Origin of the sequence: Gluconobacter sp. Dm-44 (assembly GCF_018256175.1) — a bacterium.
GTDB classification, from domain to species: domain Bacteria; phylum Pseudomonadota; class Alphaproteobacteria; order Acetobacterales; family Acetobacteraceae; genus Gluconobacter; species Gluconobacter cadivus.
This window is the reverse complement of record NZ_JAERLZ010000004.1, coordinates 173,129-194,534: the sequence shown is the minus strand read 5'-3', so window position 1 is coordinate 194,534 and position 21,406 is coordinate 173,129. Positions and strand designations below refer to the sequence as shown.

At 58.2% G+C, this 21,406-nt stretch carries 17 protein-coding genes; 13 read left to right on the top strand and 4 right to left on the bottom strand.

From position 1 onward, the window contains the following. The first annotated feature begins 43 nt into the window (after positions 1-43). Genes thiC through JK213_RS07290 form a run of 7 tightly spaced genes read left to right on the top strand, consistent with a single transcriptional unit; the run spans position 44 to position 6,014 of the window. Positions 44-1,837: a phosphomethylpyrimidine synthase ThiC gene (thiC, locus tag JK213_RS07320; protein WP_211571320.1), complete on the top strand. Its 1,794-nt coding sequence runs from the start codon at positions 44-46 to the stop codon at positions 1,835-1,837. After that, on the top strand, positions 1,834-2,772 hold the full coding sequence (locus tag JK213_RS07315) for an FAD-dependent oxidoreductase (protein ID WP_211571319.1): 939 nt from the start codon (positions 1,834-1,836) through the stop codon (positions 2,770-2,772). The genes thiC and JK213_RS07315 overlap by 4 nt, the downstream gene beginning before the upstream one ends. Next, positions 2,762-2,959, top strand: coding sequence for a sulfur carrier protein ThiS (thiS, locus tag JK213_RS07310; RefSeq protein ID WP_194262645.1), 198 nt, complete (start codon positions 2,762-2,764; stop codon positions 2,957-2,959). The genes JK213_RS07315 and thiS overlap by 11 nt, the downstream gene beginning before the upstream one ends. Before the next feature lies 1 nt (position 2,960). Next, the gene (locus JK213_RS07305) at positions 2,961-3,719 is read left to right on the top strand and encodes a thiazole synthase (protein ID WP_194262646.1); all 759 of its coding nucleotides are present in this window, start codon (positions 2,961-2,963) and stop codon (positions 3,717-3,719) included. Continuing rightward, positions 3,716-4,327: a thiamine phosphate synthase gene (locus tag JK213_RS07300; protein ID WP_194262647.1), complete on the top strand. Its 612-nt coding sequence runs from the start codon at positions 3,716-3,718 to the stop codon at positions 4,325-4,327. The genes JK213_RS07305 and JK213_RS07300 overlap by 4 nt, the downstream gene beginning before the upstream one ends. Then, positions 4,324-5,286 carry a HesA/MoeB/ThiF family protein gene (locus JK213_RS07295; protein WP_249200451.1) on the top strand — a complete coding sequence of 321 codons (963 nt, stop codon included), beginning with the start codon at positions 4,324-4,326 and terminating at the stop codon, positions 5,284-5,286. The genes JK213_RS07300 and JK213_RS07295 overlap by 4 nt, the downstream gene beginning before the upstream one ends. Next, a complete protein-coding gene (locus tag JK213_RS07290) occupies positions 5,283-6,014 on the top strand; it encodes a PfkB family carbohydrate kinase (RefSeq protein WP_194262649.1) in 732 nt (243 codons plus the stop codon). The genes JK213_RS07295 and JK213_RS07290 overlap by 4 nt, the downstream gene beginning before the upstream one ends. 10 nt (positions 6,015-6,024) lie before the next feature. Here the strand turns inward: JK213_RS07290 and JK213_RS07285 are convergent, their stop codons facing one another. Further along, positions 6,025-7,209: an MFS transporter gene (locus JK213_RS07285; RefSeq protein WP_194262711.1), complete on the bottom strand. Its 1,185-nt coding sequence runs from the start codon at positions 7,207-7,209 to the stop codon at positions 6,025-6,027. Positions 7,210-7,610: 401 nt separating this feature from the next. On the opposite strand from JK213_RS07285, the gene JK213_RS07280 reads away from it, so the two are divergent. From JK213_RS07280 to JK213_RS07270, 3 genes are all read left to right on the top strand, one after another. After that, positions 7,611-9,905 carry a TonB-dependent siderophore receptor gene (locus tag JK213_RS07280; RefSeq protein ID WP_228125530.1) on the top strand — a complete coding sequence of 765 codons (2,295 nt, stop codon included), beginning with the start codon at positions 7,611-7,613 and terminating at the stop codon, positions 9,903-9,905. Between the two features lie 92 nt (positions 9,906-9,997). Continuing rightward, positions 9,998-10,222, top strand: coding sequence for a hypothetical protein (locus tag JK213_RS07275; protein WP_349291792.1), 225 nt, complete (start codon positions 9,998-10,000; stop codon positions 10,220-10,222). Then, positions 10,222-11,688 (top strand): PepSY domain-containing protein, encoded by a 1,467-nt coding sequence (locus tag JK213_RS07270; RefSeq protein ID WP_211571318.1) that lies wholly within the window; start codon positions 10,222-10,224, stop codon positions 11,686-11,688. The genes JK213_RS07275 and JK213_RS07270 overlap by 1 nt, the downstream gene beginning before the upstream one ends. A gap of 350 nt (positions 11,689-12,038) precedes the next feature. Here the strand turns inward: JK213_RS07270 and JK213_RS07265 are convergent, their stop codons facing one another. Next, a complete protein-coding gene (locus JK213_RS07265; protein ID WP_211571317.1) occupies positions 12,039-13,211 on the bottom strand; it encodes a diguanylate cyclase in 1,173 nt (390 codons plus the stop codon). 225 nt (positions 13,212-13,436) lie between these two features. Here JK213_RS07265 and JK213_RS07260 point away from each other — a divergent pair, with 225 nt between their 5' ends. Next, the gene (locus JK213_RS07260) at positions 13,437-14,384 is read left to right on the top strand and encodes a bile acid:sodium symporter family protein (RefSeq protein ID WP_211571316.1); all 948 of its coding nucleotides are present in this window, start codon (positions 13,437-13,439) and stop codon (positions 14,382-14,384) included. Here the strand turns inward: JK213_RS07260 and JK213_RS07255 are convergent. Beyond that, positions 14,356-15,678, bottom strand: coding sequence for an ATP-dependent RecD-like DNA helicase (locus tag JK213_RS07255; RefSeq protein ID WP_211571315.1), 1,323 nt, complete (start codon positions 15,676-15,678; stop codon positions 14,356-14,358). The two genes, JK213_RS07260 and JK213_RS07255, sit on opposite strands and share 29 nt — an antisense overlap. Before the next feature lie 97 nt (positions 15,679-15,775). Between JK213_RS07255 and tmpT the strand changes: the two genes are divergently transcribed. Both tmpT and JK213_RS07245 read left to right on the top strand, forming a co-directional pair. Beyond that, positions 15,776-16,438 (top strand): thiopurine S-methyltransferase, encoded by a 663-nt coding sequence (gene tmpT / locus JK213_RS07250; RefSeq protein WP_211571329.1) that lies wholly within the window; start codon positions 15,776-15,778, stop codon positions 16,436-16,438. Between the two features lie 326 nt (positions 16,439-16,764). Then, a complete protein-coding gene (locus tag JK213_RS07245) occupies positions 16,765-19,950 on the top strand; it encodes a TonB-dependent receptor domain-containing protein (RefSeq protein ID WP_194262654.1) in 3,186 nt (1,061 codons plus the stop codon). A 291-nt stretch (positions 19,951-20,241) separates the two neighbouring features. Here JK213_RS07245 and JK213_RS07240 read toward each other — a convergent pair whose 3' ends face one another. Continuing rightward, a complete protein-coding gene (locus tag JK213_RS07240) occupies positions 20,242-21,390 on the bottom strand; it encodes a YncE family protein (protein WP_194262655.1) in 1,149 nt (382 codons plus the stop codon). Positions 21,391-21,406 lie beyond the last annotated feature (16 nt).

Sequence of the window (21,406 nt, the reverse complement as noted above, 5' to 3'; positions counted from 1 at the left end):
CACGTTTCTTGGGTCTTTTCGAGTGCGCTTGAGGAGACACCACATGAACGCTTCCATTCCCGCTATTACGACCGGCCCTCTGCCGGCTTCCAGCAAGATCCATGTCCGTGGCGTGCATCATGACATCGCGGTGCCGCTGCGGCAGATTGCGGTTTCGGGTGAATGTCCGCTGAATGTCTATGACAGTTCAGGCCCCTATACCGATCCCTCCGTCAGCATCGACATTGCAAAGGGCCTGTCGGACAGCCGGGGAAACTGGCTTCGCGATCGTGGGGACGTGGAAGAGTATGAGGGGCGGACGATCACGGCAGCCGATAACGGTTTTGCACAGGGGGATCGGCTGACACCGAGCTTTCCGCAGCAGCGCCGTCCTCTGCGGGCTGTTGGAGATCGCGCCGTCACACAGATGGCCTATGCCCGTGCGGGGATCATCACGCCGGAAATGGAATTCGTCGCCATTCGCGAGAATATCGGCCGGACGGAAGCCCTGAAAGAGGCGCGCGACGGCGAGGATTTCGGAGCCAGCATCCCGGATTTCGTGACGCCGGAATTCGTGCGGCAGGAAATTGCCTCGGGTCGCGCCATCATTCCCGCCAACATCAATCATTGCGAACTCGAACCGATGATTATTGGCCGTAATTTCCTTGTGAAGATCAATGCCAATATCGGCAATTCGGCCGTGACGTCTTCGATGGAAGAAGAAGTCGAGAAAATGGTGTGGTCCATCCGCTGGGGCGCGGATACGGTCATGGATCTCTCGACGGGCCGTAACATTCACAACATCCGCGACTGGATCATCCGCAACGCACCCGTGCCGATCGGGACGGTTCCGCTCTATCAGGCGCTGGAGAAGGTCGGCGGAATTGCGGAAGACCTGACATGGGAAATTTTCCGCGACACACTGATCGAACAGGCGGAGCAGGGGGTGGATTATTTCACCATCCACGCCGGTGTCCGTCTGCACATGATCCCGCTGACGGCCCGCCGCGTGACGGGCATCGTTTCCCGCGGTGGCTCCATCATGGCAAAATGGTGCCTGCATCATCATCGCGAGAGCTTTCTGTATGAGCATTTCGATGAAATCTGCGATATCTGCCGCCGTTATGACGTGTCGTTCTCGCTGGGCGACGGCCTGCGCCCCGGTTCGATTGCAGATGCCAATGACGCCGCGCAGTTCGCAGAGCTGGAAACCCTTGGCGAACTGACAAAAATCGCCTGGGCGAAGGACTGTCAGGTCATGATCGAGGGGCCGGGCCATGTGCCGATGCACAAGATCAAGGCCAACATGGACAAGCAGCTCGAACATTGCCACGAGGCACCCTTCTACACGCTTGGCCCACTAACGACCGATATTGCGCCGGGTTACGACCACATCACCTCCGCCATCGGCGCGGCCATGATCGGCTGGTTCGGCACGGCGATGCTCTGTTATGTGACGCCCAAGGAACATCTGGGTCTGCCGGACCGCAATGACGTCAAGACTGGTGTCATTACCTACAAGCTCGCAGCGCATGCGGCGGATCTGGCGAAGGGACATCCGGGCGCGCAGATGCGTGACGATGCGCTGTCCCGCGCGCGGTTCGAGTTCCGGTGGGAAGACCAGTTCAATCTGGGACTGGACCCCGATACGGCGCGGTCTATGCATGATGAGACCCTCCCGAAAGAGGCGCATAAGGTCTCGCATTTCTGTTCGATGTGCGGGCCGAAATTCTGTTCGATGAAGATCTCCCATGACATCCGGGCGGAAGCGGAAAAGCAGGCTGGGATGGAAGAAATGGCCGGGAAGTTCCGGGAAGGCGGCGCGCTTTATGTACCCGTGACGGAACCGGCGGAATGATCCATTCCGTCCTGGGGGAGGGGGTTGCGGCGCTATGTTGCGCCACGGCTCTTTCCGACCGGGGTCTTGACGTGGAAGTCATTGTCCCGGAGGGCAGTCCAGAGGCGGCATCACGGTTTGCGGGGGGAATGCTGGCCCCGTTCTGCGAGGGAGAAAGCGCGCCCGACCTGATCGTGGCGCAGGGACAGGCAGCGGTGGACTGGTGGGCGGCTCATGTTCCGGGCGTCACAAAGCGTGGCACGCTTGTCGTTGCCCCGCCGCGTGACGGCGCCGAACTGGATCGTTTTGCGCGCGCCACGCAGCAGCACGACTGGGTCGTTCCCGGCGATCTGGAGTCGGATCTGGAGGGGCGGTTTGCGCGCGGACTGTTTTTCCCGACCGAAGCGCATCTGGACCCGCGCAAAGCGCTTGCCAGCCTGCGCGACAAGCTGCTTGCGAAAGGCGTGACCTTCCGGTCGGATGCGCCGCGCGGTCATGTCGTGGATTGCCGGGGATTGGCTGCCCGAGACAGTCTCGCCGATCTGCGCGGCGTGCGGGGGGAAATGCTGATCGTGCATGCCCCGGACGTATCGCTGACGCGGCCGGTCCGGCTGCTGCATCCGCGCTTTCCCTGTTACGTTGTGCCAAGGGATGGGGATCGGTACATGATCGGGGCGACCATGGTGGAAAGCGCCCGGCCCGGCCCGGTGACCGCGCGAGCGGCGATGGAACTGCTTTCGGCGGCCTACACGCTTCATCCGGGCTTTGCCGAGGCTGAAATCCTTGAACTGGGCGCGGGGCTGCGCCCGTCTTTTCCTGACAATATCCCGGCTGTCCGCCATGTCGGGGGGCGGAGTTACGTCAACGGGATGTACCGCCACGGTTTCCTGATGGCGCCCGTCTGCGCCGAGCAACTGGTGGCAGAACTTGCGGAGGTTTACGCGCATGCGGATTGATCTGAACGGCGAGCTCATCAGGACACAGGCCCGGACGCTGGCCGACCTGCTGATCGAACAGGGGTTTGAAGCTCCCTGCGTGGCCACGGCCCTGAATGGTGATTTCATTGCCCGTTCCATGCGTGATGCAACCCGTCTGGACGAGGGCATGAAGGTCGAAGTCCTGTCTCCGATGCAGGGAGGCTGACATGTTTTACGGCGTTGATCTGACGTCGCGGCTGATGCTCGGGACGGCGCAGTATCCGTCGCCCGCGGTGTTGCTGGAGGCGATCGAGGCGTCCGGTGCGGAGATCATCACGGTTTCGCTGCGGCGGGAAGGCGCTGCGGGGGCCGCGTTCCGGAACATCCTGTCCGAAAGCCGCTGCCGCCTGCTGCCGAACACTGCCGGGTGTCATACGGCCCGCGAAGCCGTCACCACGGCCCGTATGGCGCGCGAAGTGTTTGGAACATCGTGGATCAAACTGGAAGTCATCGGCCATGCCGACACACTTCAGCCGGACCCGTTCGCACTCGTCGAAGCCGCGCGCGTGCTGTGTGCTGAGGGGTTCGAGGTGTTTCCCTACACGACTGAAGATCTGATCGTGGGGGAAAAACTTCTGGAAGCAGGATGCAAGGTGCTGATGCCGTGGGGCGCGCCCATCGGATCGGGGCAGGGACTGCGTAATCCTGAAGGTCTGCGAACCATGCGGGCACATTTCAGCGGGATTCCGCTCGTTGTGGATGCAGGGATTGGTGCACCCAGTCAGGCGGCACAGGCTATGGAGATGGGTCTGGACGCCATTCTGCTCAATACGGCGGTGGCCAAGGCGGTGGACCCGGCGGCCATGGCGCGGGCGTTCGGTTGTGCCATTCAGGCGGGGCGGGACGCGTTCGAGGCCGGGCTGATGCCCAGACGGGACATGGCCTGCGCCTCAACCCCGGTTTTCGGTCTGGCGGAGTTGGTATGATGACGCTTGATCCCTTTTATCTTCTGGTGGGAGACGTTTCGCTCCTTGAAACGCTGCTGCCCTGTGGTGTGCGTCTGGTTCAGCTTCGGCTGAAGGACAAGCCGGACGCAGAGCTCCGCCGTCAGATCCGCCATGCCCGGGCACTCTGCGCCCTTCATGGCGCGCAGCTTGTCATCAATGATTACTGGCGTCTGGCGCTGGAACTGGGATGCGATTTCGTCCATCTCGGGCAAGAAGATATGGAGACCGCCGATTTTGACGCTCTGCGGCGTGCGGGCATCCGGTTCGGGCTGTCCACTCACGACCCGGCGGAGCTTGAACGCGCTCTGTCCTTCAAACCGGCCTATGTCGCACTCGGCCCCGTCTATCCGACATTGCTGAAGAAAATGAAATGGGGGCCGCAGGGGCTGGAGCGCGTCCGGGACTGGAAAACCCGCGCCGGGGAGACGCCGCTTGTCGCCATCGGCGGCCTTACGCCGGAGCGTCTGGAAGGGGTTTTTGCGGCGGGGGCGGACAGTGCGGCCGTTGTGACGGACATCCAGCAGGCGGAAGACCCGGTGTCGCGGTGTCGGGAATGGGTCGCCGCGACGCAGGCCTACAGACGATGAGCCGTTATGTGCGGCAGACCCGGTTTTTCCCGCAGGGGGAAGCTGACCAGAAGCGCCTTTTGGAGGCCCATGTTCTGGTTGTGGGCGCGGGTGGTCTGGGCGCGACTGTTCTGCCCGCGCTTGTCGGTGCTGGATGCGGGCGGATCACGGTGGTCGATCATGATCGTGTGGATGAGAGCAACCTGCATCGTCAGACGCTCTTTCGCATGGACGATATCGGCCGTTTCAAGGCCGCCTGCGTGGCCGATCGGCTGTCGGACCTGAACCCGGACTGTCAGATCGTACCCGTGGCGGAGCGTCTGGAGCCGACACTGGCCCGGCGTCTTCTGACGGATGTGTCCGTTGTCGTGGATGCGGCGGACAGTGTGGCCGTCACCTATCTATTGTCCGATCTGTGTGCTGAAGCGGGCCTGCCCCTCGTGAGTGCTTCGGTGCTTGGACGGTCGGGATATGCGGGCGGGTTCTGCGGCACGGCCCCGGATTACCGGGCTGTTTTCCCGGATCTGCCCGCCATTCTGCCGAATTGTGCGGAAGCCGGTGTGATGGGGCCTGCTGTTGCGGCACTCGGGGCCATACAGGCACAGATGGTGCTGTCCGTTCTGCTTGAAACGCAGCCTTCTCCGCTGGGGCAGATCATGACGCTGGATCTGGAACGCTGGAGAAGTTCGTCTTTCCGGTTCGATACTGCGGTTTCTGCCGAAAATGAGGGTCCCTTCATTCTCGGGCTCGAAGAGATCCGCGCGGAAGACCGCGTTTTCGATCTGCGGGGGCTGGAGGAACAGGGACCGCCTTCCGTGTCCTGGGCCGTTCGCGGGCCGATTGAGCATTCCGAAACTCTGCTTGGAGGGCCGGGCAGAACCGTCTTTGTCTGTGCGAGTGGTCTGCGGGCGTGGCGGGCCGCCAAACGCTTTTCCGCGCAGGCGGGTGTGCCTGCGTTTATTGCAACGACGGGACGATGACGCGGCCTGTTCTTCTGATCGGTGGGATGGATTCCAGCGGGGGCGCTGGCCTTGCACGGGATCTGCTGTCTGTTCAAGCGTCTGGACAGACAGCCCGCCTTGCCGTCACCGCCGTCACGGCTCAGACGGATCGTCGCGTTCTGGCGGTGGAGCCTGTCGCTCCATCGCTTCTGGCCGTTCAGATTGAAGCGGCGCTGGAAACGGGGATCGGGGCCGTCAAGATCGGTGCCCTGTTCAACGCGCCTCTGATCAGTGTTGTCGCAGAACTTCTGCCAGATGTGCCGGTGGTGCTGGACCCGGTGCTCTGTTCAAGCTCCGGTCATGCGCTGCTGGACCCGGAGGGTATGCAGGCTCTGATCGCCCTGCTTCTGCCCCGAACCACTATTCTCACTCCCAATCTGCCGGAACTGGCGGCGCTGGCTGCTGCACTGGGAATGGCTCCGGCGGTGGAACGCGAGGAAATCGTCAACGCGCTGCTGTCTCGGGGTTGTCAGAGTGTTCTGCTCAAGGGCGGGCATGATCTGCCGTCCTCGGTTTCTGAGGATGTCCTGTATGAAACGGATTCTCCTCCCGTGGCTTTCCGTTCTCCCCGTTTTGCATTCGAGTTGAGGGGAACGGGCTGTCAGCTTGCCAGTGCTCTGGCGGCGGGACTGGCCGAGGGACAAGATCTACCCGAGGCCATCCGGGCTGCGCGTTGCGGAATTGAAGAGCGTTTTCGCAACGCCTGAATAGAGTGTGTCAGTCGTGCTGGAGTTTGCGTGGAAAGGCAGCGGGGTTGAACGCTGCGAGCAGGATGCCGCCCAGAGCGATCACCACTGAGGCGGGGCAGAGCACTGCAAATCCCAGTGTATTGAGAAGATGCCCGCCAATCGCCGAGCCCAGCAGGATGCCCATGTTGCTGCTGCTGTTGACCGCAGCACCCGCCACGTCCGCACTGGTCGCGCGGGCCCGGATGGCACCGGACATGACGAAGGGAATAATGGCGGCATAGCCCATGCACCACAGCCCGATCGCCGCGACGCTTGGCCAGGCGGACAGCAAATGTCCGTAGACCAGGGTCATGCCAGTCAGCATGGCGATGCCGCCACCGAACAGACCGCCCGCAGGCCAGCGATCCACGACCTGTCCTGCCGCCCACAGACCGGAAATGCTGACAAGTCCGGTGATGAGCAGCGCAATGCTTAACAGATGTTCGGGCAGACCATGCGCCAGAAGCAGCGGAGAGACGTAAGTATAGAGCAGGTTATGCGCGAAGAAGAAAATGGCGTTCACGCCGATTACGATGCCGAAAATCCGCGCGGCATGGGGTGAGCGAAGGGTGGGAACTTTGAGGGCTTTGGTATCGGCGCCGCGTACGGGCGGGAGATAGAGTGCGATGAAGATCGTCAGCATCGCGGCCAGCGCTGCAATGACGTAGAGTGCCACACGCCAGCTTGTGAACTGGCTGATTGCGGCGGCTCCCGGAACGCCCAGAACCGACCCCAGAGACGTCCCTCCGAAAACGAACGAAATGGCGCGTCCCGTCATGCGTTCGGGTACGAGATGGGCGGTATAGGCGGCGGCAATGGACATCAGCAGCGCGTGAGACAGGCCACCCAGCGCCCGGCCGACGCAGAGAATGCCGAAGCTGGGTGCCATGGCGGAAATCAGGTTGGAGACGACATACCCGACGAGGCAGAGCACCATGAGCATCTTTCGGTCCATGCGGCTCGTGGCGATCGTGATGGGGACGGCCCCGAATGCGACGAGCAGGGCATAGGCGCTCACGGCCAATCCGGCATGACCTTCGGTGATGTTGAAAGACTTGGCCATGTCGATCAGCAGGCCAACCGGTGCGACTTCGGTTGTCACCGCAATGAAGGTCGATGCGAACAGAGCGCAGAGACCCGCAATGGCCGGGCCGGAGAGCGTTTTGAACACGATGCAATTCCTGACTGGAACGGTGACCTGAGCGTCCCGAATGCGAGGGCTTTTGGCACTTTGATCGCATCACGGAAACCCAAAAATGCAGGGTGATGCAATGATCGTTTTAAGGGGGGCGGAATGGCCCGCAAGGCCCGTTTTGTCAGGGATTTATGAAGATGTCCGGTTTCGTTTTTCCGGCATGATATTCTGGATTCGATGGATCATCTCCAGAAGCTTTCTGGAAGGTTATTCCTGTACCGGGCCCCCGTATCAGGCGTCGAAAGTGTTTCGTATGTTTTCGTAAAGGCTTTTTTGCCAACAAAAGCGGAATAGCGCTCTGTTAATAAGAACTATTCTCATATAGGTTTGCGTCAGTCCTTCTGTAGGAGGCACCGAGAAACGACCATTCGAAAGCGCGTATGATGCAGACAGGGAATAATCCGGCTTCACGTTCCCGTCCGGGAACGGGGTTCAGAAAAACCCTGTATGCTCTCGCGCTGCTGTCCGGTGGCTGGGAGGAAGCTGTGGCGCAGGCAGCGCCCGTGGATTTCTCTGCGGCGGGACAGGAGCAGAAGAAGGTCTCCACGAAGAAAAAACCGTCTTCTGTCGTAACGGCAGAGTCAGATGTTCCCGGCAGTGTCGAGCAGCTTCTGGTCCATGGACATCGTGCAACCGCTACCACAGACGGCACTGGAACCTATACCGTGCGTGCGGTGTCTACGACGCGCATGTTGTTGCGGCCCGAAGACGTACCGCAGTCGATTTCTGTTCTGAGCACGCAGCAGATGAAGGACCAGAATCTTTTCACGGTCGACAACGCGCTCAAACAGGTCGCGGGCGTCAACGTCAATCTGTATGGCGATGGTACGGCGGGGTTTTCGTCCCGTGGTTTCCAACTCGCGGCCCAGTATGATGGATCACCCGCGACAGGTGGTCTTCAGCTTGCCCAACAGTTCGACCTTGCGATCTATGATCGGATCGAGGTTCTGCGCGGCCCCGATGGTGTGTTGCAGGGTTCGAGCGCACCGGGAGGCAGCGTCAATTTCGTCCATAAACGCCCGACCGAAACATTTCAGGGCAATGCGTCTTTCAGCGCCGGATCATGGGATAATTATCATGCCAGCGTCGATGTGGGTGGGCCGATCGGAAACTCGAAAATCGTGTCTGCCCGTCTGGTCATGGCCGGGACCGATCGCGATTTCTTCTATAAAAACGCCTATGATCGCCGCTGGACGATCTATGGCGTGACAGACGTCCATATCGATCGGCGTACTACCCTGACCGTTTCCGTCACGTCGCAGTCCAATGACACGACCCGCTATATGGGCCTGCCGCGCATGAGCGGTACGGGGGCGGACCTCAATCTGCCGCGCAATACGTTCATCGGCTCGGACTGGAACAAGGGGCAGGTGCCGACGACCGAAGTCATGGCGCAGCTCGAACGGCGCTTTGGTGCGGGCTGGGTCGGGCGTGTCACAGGGCGGCACAGGACGGCCGATACTGATCTGCAATACAGCTATATCAACGCTTATAATGCCAAGGCGCAGACAGCGAATTATGTGGCGGCCCGCTCCATTTACAGCGAAACCAATGATGGTGTGGACGGGTATCTGACCGGACCGCTGCATCTGCTGAACCGGACGCATACGCTTATGATCGGCGCGAATTATAACCGCTATGTCTATGAAGGCGGCGGAACGAGCGTCAATTCCCGTACAAACGCGGCTCTGGCCGGTCTGCCGATCAGCGATTATGGCGCCATTTCAGGGGCCATTCTCCCCTCCATCAAAAGCCGGAGCTGGCAGCCGACCGAACAGTGGGGCGTGTACGGGCAGGGGCGCTTTCAGCTCATGCCGAGCATTTTCCTGACGTTGGGCGGGCGCATCAGCGGATATGTGCAGAAATCGCGCGATCTGGTGCCGGGGGCCGTGACCAGCACGTCCATCGACCAGCAGGGTATCCTGACGCCCTATGCCGCGCTGGTCTATCACGTCCTGCCGCACATCACATTCTATGCCAGCTATACGGACACGTTCAGCCCCCAGTCTGCCTATGGCGTGGACGGACGCCAGCTTCAGCCGGTGCGGGGTGGGCAGCTTGAAGGCGGCATGAAAGGTGCGCTGTTCAACCAGATGCTGAGCTTCACGATGGCGGGATACAAGATCGTGCAGCGGAACGATGCGATTGCCAACAGCGATCTGGACCCGACCTGTGGCCCGAGCCATACCGCTACCTGTTACGTCGCGGCAGGTAAAACGCGCAGTCAGGGTGCGGAAGCCGAAGTGATTGGCCGTCCCCTGCCGGGATGGGACATCAATGCCAGTTATACCTATAACGATAACCGCATCGTTGATAACGGCACGCCCTCGAATGCAGGCCTTGCCTATGCCGGGAATTCGCCGCGTCATCTGTGGAAACTCTGGACGCATTATCGGTTCGAACCCTATCGTGGTGCGCAGAAAAACATCTGGAGCATCGGGGGCGGCATCAATGCACAGAGCGGGACGTTCGGCACCAATCGTCTTGTCACGCAGTCCGGTTACATCACCGCCTCGGCACAGGTCGGATATCAGTGGAACCGCTATCTGGCGTTGACCATGAACCTCAACAACATCTCCAATACGCGCTATTATCAGCGGCTCGGCAATTTCTATTATTACAACTATTACGGTGAGCCCCGGAATTTCATGTTTACCCTGCGTTCGAATTTCTGATGGGCTCCGAAGCTCCCATAGCCGTATCCTCCCGTCGTTCCGGGAGACGTGCGTCGTCGCCAGCGCGCCGGTGGATCTGGCGTGCGGTGTTCGTGTTTGCGCTGGTTTGGATGGCGGCGCATTTCATCACGTTGGGTGCCCTGAAATGGGGGCCTCCTGTACGGCATGACGCGACGGTTCTGGGGCAGATGATTGCGGTCGCTGCGTTTCCGCTGCTGTTTCTGCTCGCTTTCGGAACACGCAGTCCGTTGCGTGGCGGGATCATTGCCGGAGCGGTCGGCGTTGTAGCCCTTCTGGCCGTTTTGTTGCATTCGTGATGCAGGATACGCTTCGTACCCGGATGGGATGGCTGCATGCCTGGGTCGGTTTTGCCGCAGGGCTCCTGCTGTTCTGCGTGTTTGCCTCGGGTTGTCTTGCCGTGTTCGACACCGAACTGACGCGCTGGCTCCAGCCGGAAGCCCCGCCGCAGACAGAGGCATTTTCTCCGCAATCTCTGGACCATCTGCTCCCTGCTGTGCACGACCTGCTGGCGCAGGGTGAAAAGCCGTTCATAACCCTGCCTTCCGCACGGGACCCCTATCTGCGTCTGGAGCATCATGACGGGCATGAGTTTCTGACCGTTCCATACAATCCACAGACCGGAGAACGTCTGAACGTCCGCGCTACGGCCGGAGGGACGTTTTTCTACGACCTGCATTACACGATGCGTTCCGGCGTTTACGGAGAAACGGTTGTTGCGTTTGCAGGTCTGGCGCTTCTGCTGACAATCGGCTCGGGCATCATCATCCATCTGAAAGGGCTCGTCTCCGACTTGATGCTTCTGCGTCCTTTTGCCGCCAGATTGCGGGCATGGCTGGATGTGCATGTGGTGGCGGCTGTTGTGTTTCTGCCGTTCATTCTTCTGATGGCCTATAGCGGCACTTTCATTCGTGCGCGGACGCTTTTTCCGCCCGTGTCCTATCTCGCATCCGTTGAAAACGCTTTCCGGGCCTCTGCGCCATCCACGCACCACACATCCGAGAAACCGGCTGTTTCAATCCCTTCAACCTTCCCCCCGCTGGCTCCCCTTGTGGCGGAGGCCGAGCGTACGATTGGGGCGGGCCAGACCGGATATATCCTGTTCCAGCCGCAGAATATCCTCATATCCCGAACCGATGCGTCCGGCCCGTTACTGACACGCGAGCATGTCGATTTCAGCCCGGTGGACGGTCATGTTCTGCGTCATGTCCTGCTGCCCGGCGCCATTACCCATACGGAGCAGGTTCTGAAAGGGCTGCATTACGCACGCTGGACGGGGGTGGGCATGCGCTGGCTGTATTTCATTTCGGGCGCCATGGGGGCCGTCATGTTCGCGAGCGGCTCTATCATTTTTCTGATGAAACGCCGTCGTCAGTCAGGGGAGCGGCTCATGTTCCGGATTGCTGAAGGTCTGGCTATCGGAAGTGTTGTGGGTTTGCCGCTGGGGGCACTGGCTTTTTTCTGGGCCAATCGTCTGTTGCCTGTCGCTTTCCACGACCGTCCGCTTGCGGAAGGGCATGTTTTTCTGGCCGTTTGGGTGCTCAGTGCCGTTTCGGGGATGGTGTGGAGCCTTCTGGGGCGTCCGTTTCAGGGCTGGAAAATTCAGCTTTTCTGTCTGGCAGGGCTTGGTCTTTTTCTGACACCGCTGGACGTTGCGACCCGACAGGGGGTTACATTTTTTCATGTCCCGACGGTTTTTGCCGCAACGGATCTGGTGGCGTTCTTTCTGGCGCTCGTCTCGTTCCAGATGGCGCGTCGGCTGTGACGATTGTTCTCTGCATGTTTCTATGGAGCCTGTTTCTGCTTTTGCAGGCCTGCCATGAGCCGAAAATGCTGCGGTATGCGCGGCTTCAGAAACCTGCGTGGCTGCAAAGGGCAGGGGGGTTCCGGTTTGTCTTGCCTCTCGCGGCGCTTGCACTGTGTTTTGCGGAGCGTGCGTCGACAGCAGTTCCAGTCTGGGTTGCGACATTTTCAGTCGCGGGGTTACTCGTCGCGCTGGGGTGGTCCGGACTGGCCCGATACCGGGAACTTCTGATCTCGACTTCGAACGTCAGGGCAAAAACGCTTGGAAAAGAGTGAAGGTCCGGGTTTTCAGGAACAGGGCTCGAAAAGATCTTATATTCCCGGAAGTGAACTGTCTTCTTCCTGTGCAAAGTGAACCACGCGATCACGACCCGTCTGTTTGGCGGCATAAAGAGCATTGTCGGCCCGGGCTAGAAGATCTGTTCGACTGATCCCCGTGCCCGGACAGAGGGCAGCGCCAATGCTCAGTGTTGCCGTGATACCGTCCTCTCCGATCAGACGGGTTTCGGTTGAGAACGTATTGCGGAGGCGCTGGGCGGTTGCGAGCATTTCGTCGACACTCCCGCACTGGAAAACGATAACGAATTCGTCCCCGCCAATACGGAACAGGCTCGTCGTTGGGTAAAGAAGATCCCTGCAGACACGCCCCATGGTAATGATGATCTGATCCCCGATTGCGTGGCCATGGAGGTCATTGATGTTTTTGAAATGATCGATATCGACCATGAGAAGCGCTTCATGGGCGCAGTTTTTTCCGTCATTTTCCAGCCACTCCTGAAAGGCCCGGCGATTGCCGCCGCCTGACAGAGGGTCCTGAAGGATCAGTTCTTTCTGCTGGAAGGCCAGTTGCTCCCATGGGATTGCAATCATGCCCAGAGCGAATAGCGTTACTTCGATAACGGTCAGGAAATTATAGGTTGCCACGGCCCAGATGGTTGCTGGAGCGGCTCCAAGAGGAGCTGGCATCCACAGTACGAGCGCCACCAGTAAAAGATAAAACCCTGCATAGAGGGTCAGAAGTCTTTGCAGGTTGCGCCGTGCCGGGGTTTTGATCTGGTCTGCGTTCCGCAGATTCCGAAGTCCCAGAATGTGGAGCATTGCAAGCGCGGCCAGACGGCAGGCCGTACTGAGGATGTGGAACAGCCCTGTCCGGCCCGAGAGGGCTGACAGAACAAAGAAGACGATGCAGGCCAGCAGCACCGGCAGAACCCGGGTGCGATAGCCGAGGATGATTCGCATGGCCTGCCATGCGGCTCCGTAGGCCATGATCATGAACAGGGAACTCATCCGGAGCCCCCACTGTCCCGGCAGAATGCTCTGGACAGTGGAGAACAGGCCCGAGATCGCGCCCAGAAAGAAGGGAGCAGCGTACCACGCCATGCGGGACCATCGTCTGCCGGAAAATTCTGACAGGATGAAATGGACGCCCAGAAGCAGGAAAATAACCGTGCTGTACCCAAGCAGAGTGGGCGGATCAGGTGTCATGGATACTGCATGGGTTATTGAACAGGCCTCACAGGCCACTCCCGAAAACGCTGATGGACAGACTTCGATTCCTCACAAAAACAATAAAGACAGCTCGACCTTACCTTGAGGTTAATGGCATTTTTCAGGCTGGTATTTCTTCGGGGTGGGTGACGCAATCGCCATCTCCCGGCATAAGGACTTTTTTGTCCTCTTTGTCATGAGGGATCGAATGCCACCTGAAGAATGTTTCTGCGCAATGGTCCGGTTGCGGTGGTGATGCGTCTTTTCCCGCTCTGGGCCATTGTGGTGTCCGGGCTTGCACTCCTTCTGCCCGGAGCGTTCCTGACGCTCGTTCCCTTTATTACGCCGCTTCTGGCGTTTGTTATGTTCACGATGGGCGTGTCGCTCACACCGGCCGATTTCGGCCGTATCCTGCGTCGGCCTACGCCGGTTCTGGCCGGGGTGGGGCTGCATTATCTTGTCATGCCGCTTGCGGCGTGGGGGATCGCGCATCTGCTGGGGCTGTCGCCTGCACTGATGACAGGCATGGTCCTGGTTGGGTGCGTGTCGAGTGGTACGGCGTCCAATGTCATGATCTATCTGTCGCGCGGGGACGTGGCGCTTTCGGTCAGCATCAGCGCATTTTCAACGCTCGTCGGGATCGTGGCGACGCCCCTTCTGGTGCGGTTCTATGTCTCGGCAGGGGTGGCGGTGGATAGCTGGGCGCTGTTTCGCAGCATCGTAACCATGGTGGCGCTCCCCGTTCTGGCGGGTGTTGTGCTCAACACGTTCTGGCATCGCGCGGTGCGCCGGGTCGAGCCTGCGCTTCCGCTGGTGGCCATGGTGTCGATCCTGCTCATTATCGGGGCGATCGTAGCGGGTGTGGGGCCGTCCTTGAAAGAAGCTGGTCCGATCATGCTGCTGGCCGTTATCCTGCATAACGGGATCGGGCTTCTGGGTGGCTATTGGGGCGGCCGGTTGCTCGGTTTTGACGAGAGTGTCTGCCGGACGCTGGCGCTGGAAGTTGGGATGCAGAATTCCGGGCTCGCCGCGACACTGGGGCGGCTTTATTTCTCCCCGCTGGCTGCACTGCCGGGCGCGGTGTTCTCCGTCTGGCACAACGTTTCGGGGTCCATTCTGGCCTCGCTCTGGGCGTCGCGGCCTATTGTACGGAAAGACCCGCCGTGTTGACGAGGAACACCATGTCCGTCGCGCGTGTGACCGCTACATAGCAGAGCTGCTGCGTCTCCAGCGGGTTTTGCCGGGCGCGGCGACCGATGTCGCCGAGATCCACGAACACGTTTTTGAACGTGCTGCCCTGCGCGGTATGGACGGTCATGGCGTAGATTGCCTGAAGTTGGAGCAGGGCATTCTGAAAGGCGAAACGGTGGCTCCAGCGGCGGTGCTGCTGCTTCGCTTCCTGCACGAGACGCCGGTCCACGGCCTCCAGATCCTTCGGGTTCTGCACGATATGGCCGGTAATTTCCTCGCCCGCCATCGTCAGCAGCGTGACTTCCCATGACGCCAGATCGGCGACCCACGCCGGAACGTCCTTGCACAGTTCGAACTTGTAGGACAGCCGACCGGGCTTGATGTCCATGACGAGGACTTCCTCGTTCGTGGCGATCGCCTGACGCGGGCCGCTTTCTTCCTGCTGGATGGAAAACGGTGCGCGGGACACGACACGCTCGCCGGGCATGAAGGGGGTGGGTGTTTCGCCGCCATAGCGCCAGAGCCGGACCATCCGGTTGATCTGATGGACCCGCGCATTCGTCCAGCACAGATAGCGGCACCAGTCGTTATCTTCGTCGAACGCGTCGGACAGAAACGCCTTGCGGACCCAGCTTTCCACATCCTTGGGCAGGAACAGGCCGGTCTGTTCCTGACGGGCATCGCGGACCCAGCTCCAGTCGGCTTCACCGCCCTGGCTTTGGCGGATGAGGGTCGCGGCTTCGAGGATCGGATTGCCTGCCGCCTGTCGTACGACGGTGTCGAGATGGGAACGAGAGGGCACGGAAAACGAGGGGGAGGCGGCTTCCCCGACGGGCGGAAGCTGGGCCGGGTCGCCTACGAACAGCACGAAGCAGTAACGCAGCAGATCGCGGATCCAGTTCATCAATTCCGCAGAGAGCATCGAACATTCATCGACGATGACGATACCGTCGGCGATCGTCTGCGGTCGCTTGGAGCGGACGAGGGTCGTGGTCGTGCCCTGCGAGGAGGGCTGGAGGCTCAGCAGGCTCTGGATCGTGCGGCAGTCGACGTCCCGGTCTACTTTGGAGCGCAGGACGGCCGTGGCTTTGTGGGTCGGGGCCGTGATGACTACGACTTTTTTCTCGCCCATGAAATGCCGGGCGACGGCCTGCATCAGGGTCGTCTTGCCGCTGCCCGCATATCCCGTCAGCAGGTGCGTGGGCAGTCCTGAGGCGTGGGCGGCAATGATTTCATCAAGCGCCTGCCGCTGGGAGGGGGTGAGCATGACCATGCGGGGCTTTTCTCATATTTTCTCCGGAGAGGCCATTGCTTCATCGAGGGAAGAAAGCACAGGATCGGCCAAGTTGAACAGGAGGATCGCCGGAGTGATGGATGCAGCGTCGAATGCCGTTTTCTGGCAGGAAAAATGGGAACGTGGGGAGACGGGCTTTCATGGAGCGCATGCCAATCCGCTTCTGACCCGCCATTTCGGTGCGCTGGATCTGCCGGTCGGTGCGCGGATTTTCGTGCCTCTGTGTGGGATGAGTCAGGACATGGTCTGGCTGGCCGGATGGGGGTATCGGGTGATCGGATGTGAACTCAGCGAGATTGCGGTGGAGCGGTTTTTCAGCGATCTCGGTGTTACGCCTGATGTCGTGCAGGTTGGGACGCTGCGGTGTTTTTCGGCCTCAGACATTTGTATTTTTACAGGCAATATTTTTGATCTGACGCCGGATCTTCTTGGCCCGGTGGAAGGTATTTATGATCGTGCTGCGCTGATTGCCCTTCCGGAAGATCTGCGGCGGGCTTATGTCGCCCATCTTCTGGCCCTGACCGGTCCTGTGCCCGAACTGCTTGTAACGCTGACTTATGATCAGTCCTGTCTGAAGGGGCCGCCGTTTTCCGTTGACGAGGACTTTGTACGCGCGGCTTACGGCAAGGTGTACGAAATCAGGTGCTTGCAAATTCGGGACGTTGCAGGCGGGCTGAAAGGACGCTGCCCGGCTTCCGAAAGTGTCTGGCAGTTTAGTCTGGTAAGGGCTGATAACTGAAAACACGCCCATGTCGAAGCCGAAATATAACCGGCGCGATATCGAAACGGAGGTTGTGCACGCGTAAAGATCATAAAATGACTTACTGTAAGGCACCGGTGCCGCTCGCTTGGTCCAGAGCACTATGTACCGAAGGTTAATGTGTCAAAACATTTTGGAAATAGACGACCCAAAACTTGGAATGATACCGAAATAAAGCGAGGTGGACTCATTCCAAGGCAAAGCTTTGCCTGCAGCCACCGTGGCGCATTGGGGAGTTTATGGACATGTGTACGGGCCTTCCATCCAAACCAAAACTGAATGCGGTACTGCTGATTGGAGCCGCAATGACGGTTTCTGGCTGGAATATTGAGAATACCTATGCCGCGACTTCAGATTCTCCGCGTCACGGAGCAGTTAAGGCTGCCAAGCATAAAAAGAAGGTAGTTCGGAAGGCAACAACTGCTCATGATACGACTGCCGCTCCAACATCTGGACTCTCGACTTCTCCTGCCGTCGCGACAAACGGTCTGCGTCAGAAATCCACCACAGTTTTACAAGCGTCGTCTGGTACTCTGAATGAGCATAGTGAAGACATTACGGTCACGGGCACACGTCTTTCGCAGACGCGCCTTAATGAGGTGACGGCAGGAAGCACGCTGGATGCGGCGCAGTTGCGCGCCCGCGGGTATTCCAACCTTGGCATGGCTCTTCTGCGTGAAAACCCGGCTTTTTCTGTCCCCTCCAACAGTCCGGTCGGTAGTCAGGGATCTTGGGGCGCGGGACAGACCTTCACCGGACTTCTTGCGCTGGGAGACCAGCGGACCCTGACGCTGATCGATGGCATGCGCATGGTTGGAGGGGCGACCGCTTCGCTTTATGGCGCTGGCAGTGGTTCGCAGGTCGATGTTGGCACTATTCCTACGTCCCTCGTAAAGAAAATTGACACGCGTTATGGCGGCGCTGGCGCAGCTTATGGCGCTGATGCTGTGGCAGGCGTTGTGAATTATCAATTGGATGATCATTTCAAGGGCGTAGATTTCAATGCGCAGGGGGATTGGACGCAACAGCTGGATGGTGGAAAAGAAAAAATCTATCTGAAATATGGGACCGGCTTTGACCACGATAAAGGTGGTATCGTATTCGATGTTGAATACCGGAACGCCGATGGGCTGGTTTACAACGATCGCCGCAACACTATTGGGAGTGGGGCAGAAACATATCTCTGGCCAGCCAAGACCAGCGATTCTCCATACTATTATGTTCTGACTCGCAATGAGCGTTTTAGTCAGTTGAGTGCTACCGGTATTCCCTTGGTCAACGGGAACCTCAATCCTTCAACTTTTGGTGTGGCCTCGGGTGGTATCGCAGCGGCAGGTGGGGGAGTCTTACAGTTTAGCCAGGATGGAAAATCTCTGGTACCGCTGACGGGAACAGTAACTCGGAGTAATTACTATACAGCGGGTGGCAATGGTCTTTCTTTTGAAGATTATGATCAGCTTTATACCCCTCAGCAATCCCTGAACCTGACGACGCTGGGTCATTACGATTTTACCGACCATTTACATGCGACATGGCAGGGTTGGTATCAAAGGGGAGAGGCTAAAAGTTCGGTGAACCAGGGGCTTTATTACTCCGCCACCTTTGAGGGTTCTCCCCTGACGCGAGCAAATTTCGATTCGTCTCCAGAAAGTTACGTTAACGGAAATTTGGTGCTGAGCACGTCAAACCCGTTTCTTACATCAGCAGAGCGTTCAACCATCGTGAATGCCCTGAAAGCCTCCGGCCAACCCACGGACACGTTTTATCTCACCCGTGCCAATCAGGATTTCGGAGAAGGGGCTTTTACCACAACCAACCAGATGTATCGTTTTCAGGGCGGTCTGAATGGCGATTTCAATGCGGTCGGTCGCCATTTCGACTGGAGCGTGAAAGGGGAATATAGCGCATATCTGAGCAATACGCACACCCTGATGGTTGATACAAACAACCTCATTAATGCTCTGGATGCAGTGACGCTGCCTGATGGGACGATTGGCTGTGCGCCGGGTTACATCAATTCGACGGCCAAAACCCGCAGCGAAACCTGTGCGCCACTGAATGTCTTCGGGCGGGGGCAGGAAACTCCAGCGGCGCTTAATTATATTACATCGGTGGTCAATCCCAAGAACAAGAATACCCAGTTTGACATTCAGGCGGAAATGCACAGTACGGTCATGCGGTTGCCCGCAGGTGATGTTCGCTGGGATCTGGGTTATGAACATCGCCGGGAGTCCTATGACTTCAATGCGGGGTCCATTCTGAATGGCGAGACCTTGGCGGATGGAAGTGTTCGTCAGTATGGTGATGAAATTCCCGTTCCCAATACTTATGGCGCTTACGGAACGCATGAAGTTTTTGGAGAGCTGGACGTTCCTATTGTGTCTCCGGCAATGCATGTTCCCGGAGCCTATAATATTTCAGCAACGGCGAATGGACGGTATATCTACAACACTATGACCGGCAGTTACTGGACCTATATGTTCGGGGGAAGCTGGTGGCCGACGAGAGATTTTGGATTTAGCGGAAATTATGCCCAGTCAGTCCGTAATCCATCCGTCACGGAGCTGTTTTCTCCCAAAAGTCGCGTAAACAGCATGGCGAGTGATCCCTGTGCGGCTGAAGATATTGCGTCTGGTCCTAATCCGGCTATTCGCGCTGCGAATTGCGCGAAGCAGGGTATTCCGTCGGGTTTTGTGTCAGATATCGTCAACTACGGGATATATGGATCTGATGGTGGCAATGCACGTCTGAAAAACGAAGTGTCCCACAGCTATACGGGTTCCTTCCATTTTACCCCACATTTCGTACCAGGACTTCAGCTTGATGCATCCTTCGTTGATGTAAAAATCAGCAATGAAATCATGGATCTGGGGATCAGTGATATTATGAGTTCTTGTTACGACTCAAAATCATTTCCCAATGCCTATTGCGATATGTTCACGCGCGATCCGAATACCCATCAGGTCACAGGCTATGAGGAAGGGTTTGTGAATATCGCCAACCAGCACATGCAGGCGCTGGAGGCTTCTTTGAAATACTATCTCCCGCTTCGGCGTTTTGGCAGGCAGTTTGAGAGCTGGGGAGCATTCGATCTTAGTGTAAATTACAATCATTACGTCAAAAATACCCAGACTTTCCTGGGAACAACCTACCCAGAAGTAGGAAGTACCAGTTCTCCGAAGGATTCATTTACGGCCAATTTGAACTATATTCGTGGCCCGCTATTTATTCAGTGGCAGACCATTTATTACGGCCCGTCCAAGTTCAACGTCACGGCAGGAGAGTATGCGGAAACGGATAATAATCGTCCGGATTTCTTTTACTTCAATACAACGATCGGGTATAAAATCACCAAGAATTTCAATGTGAATTTCATGATGAACAATGTGTTTGATGCCTTGCCAAAAGACGTTGGTACAGTGGGGCTGGCACGGTATTACGATGTCATTCTCGGGCGTGCATTCGAGTTGCAGGCCGGGGTTCATTTCTGATCTTCAGTTGGCTTCGGGTTTCGCGGATATACGCGGAACCCGTTTCGTAATCGCTCCAGACTGGGCCTTAGTCCTGTGACATACCCTTTTGCCTGCCGGAACGGGTATGTCGCGGCGACAAATCTTGAACGTGGCGCTGCCTGCCTTTCCACCAGTCTTTTACGGGTGTGTGGTTTGCCCAGACACTCAGGGGGCTCAAAGCTGGCCCTGAATATTAGGGAGGACAGGCCTTTCTGCTCCGCGCGAAGAGCAGCAAAAAGGAACACCCAACCAAAAGATTTTATCCGGCTTTTACCATGACGATGTCTTTTCGAGGTCAGCGCCTCCACCCGGAAGGGGCGTTTCACCTGCCTTGCTGAGTTGATTTCCGTTCCAGTTCAGGGTCAGGAGGCTGCGATCCATAACACCCTGAACCAGAATGGCATGACCATCAGGCGAGAAGGTCAGCCCCTGTGGCCATAAGGTTCCAGGTGCTTGGGCAAGGGGAGCCAGATGTCCGTCGTGGAATGAGAGAACCGTCACGATACCCCTCTCATGATAGCGGGGCGACGAAGGGGGCAGGGCGGAGCCGTTCTGCGAAACGACGGCGACATACTGCCCATCCGGTGAGATATCCAGTCCTTCCGGCGCATTGGGAACAGGAACTCTCTGAATTTCACGGATCGGATTGCTCTTCAGGTCCAGAACGGAAAGGGCGCCTGGTAAACCTTCGCCATGGCCCAGAATTCCCATGACGGCGTAACGGCCGTCCCGGCTGATCCGGATATTCCAAGGGCCTGGGGCGATGTTTAAAGGATGTGGATCGACGGATATCTGATCTTCTTCAATATGAAGCGTATAAACTTTGTCCGCCTGCCACAGGCTGACAAGGGCGCGCTTTCCGTCCGGGAGAATGGCCAATCCCCCTGGAAATCCGGAGACAGGCAGGGGAATGACGTGTCGCTGGCTGAGGTTTCGCCCGTCGAATGAGAACCATGTCAGAACGTCGGATTTTCCGTTGGCGACGAGGAGGTGATGTCCATCCGGTGTAAAGCGCAGGGTCGTTGCGCCGGGTGCAGATGCGATGTGCTGGATGATTTTGGGTTGTGGACCGGAAACATCAATCACCGTGATTTCGTCATCCGGAACAATTTTTCCGCTTGTCGTATCAGCCTTGGATGCAGCGGAGACGACCAGGATTTTACCGTCCGGGCTGAAGGTAACAGCGGTTGGTGGTCCGACAACGCTGCTAGGCACATCGATGCTGGTCCGGACTTTCCAGATGCCGTCCGATGTTTTTTCAAGAAAGGAAAGTGAGTCCGGTGTGAGGGGGTGGGGGAGGACCTGCACACCATTCTGAAGAATGGAATGGGCATCATTAGCCGAGACGACCGTCTGGGCATGCAGGGGGGATGCGAACGCAAGAAGCGCGGCACAGGAAAGCAGGCACAATCTTTGCATTTCTGGAAGCTCCTGA

What these genes read in the sequence shown, in the direction of transcription:
- thiC (WP_211571320.1), top strand. Translation starts at nt 44, where the DNA reads ATGAACGCTTCCATTCCCGCTATTACGACCGGCCCTCTGCCGGCTTCC.
- JK213_RS07315 (WP_211571319.1), top strand. Translation starts at nt 1,834, where the DNA reads ATGATCCATTCCGTCCTGGGGGAGGGGGTTGCGGCGCTATGTTGCGCC.
- thiS (WP_194262645.1), top strand. Translation starts at nt 2,762, where the DNA reads ATGCGGATTGATCTGAACGGCGAGCTCATCAGGACACAGGCCCGGACG.
- JK213_RS07305 (WP_194262646.1), top strand. Translation starts at nt 2,961, where the DNA reads ATGTTTTACGGCGTTGATCTGACGTCGCGGCTGATGCTCGGGACGGCG.
- JK213_RS07300 (WP_194262647.1), top strand. Translation starts at nt 3,716, where the DNA reads ATGATGACGCTTGATCCCTTTTATCTTCTGGTGGGAGACGTTTCGCTC.
- JK213_RS07295 (WP_249200451.1), top strand. Translation starts at nt 4,324, where the DNA reads ATGAGCCGTTATGTGCGGCAGACCCGGTTTTTCCCGCAGGGGGAAGCT.
- JK213_RS07290 (WP_194262649.1), top strand. Translation starts at nt 5,283, where the DNA reads ATGACGCGGCCTGTTCTTCTGATCGGTGGGATGGATTCCAGCGGGGGC.
- JK213_RS07280 (WP_228125530.1), top strand. Translation starts at nt 7,611, where the DNA reads ATGATGCAGACAGGGAATAATCCGGCTTCACGTTCCCGTCCGGGAACG.
- JK213_RS07270 (WP_211571318.1), top strand. Translation starts at nt 10,222, where the DNA reads ATGCAGGATACGCTTCGTACCCGGATGGGATGGCTGCATGCCTGGGTC.
- JK213_RS07265 (WP_211571317.1), bottom strand. Translation starts at nt 13,211, where the DNA reads ATGACACCTGATCCGCCCACTCTGCTTGGGTACAGCACGGTTATTTTC.
- JK213_RS07260 (WP_211571316.1), top strand. Translation starts at nt 13,437, where the DNA reads ATGTTTCTGCGCAATGGTCCGGTTGCGGTGGTGATGCGTCTTTTCCCG.
- JK213_RS07255 (WP_211571315.1), bottom strand. Translation starts at nt 15,678, where the DNA reads ATGGTCATGCTCACCCCCTCCCAGCGGCAGGCGCTTGATGAAATCATT.
- tmpT (WP_211571329.1), top strand. Translation starts at nt 15,776, where the DNA reads ATGGATGCAGCGTCGAATGCCGTTTTCTGGCAGGAAAAATGGGAACGT.
- JK213_RS07245 (WP_194262654.1), top strand. Translation starts at nt 16,765, where the DNA reads ATGACGGTTTCTGGCTGGAATATTGAGAATACCTATGCCGCGACTTCA.
- JK213_RS07240 (WP_194262655.1), bottom strand. Translation starts at nt 21,390, where the DNA reads ATGCAAAGATTGTGCCTGCTTTCCTGTGCCGCGCTTCTTGCGTTCGCA.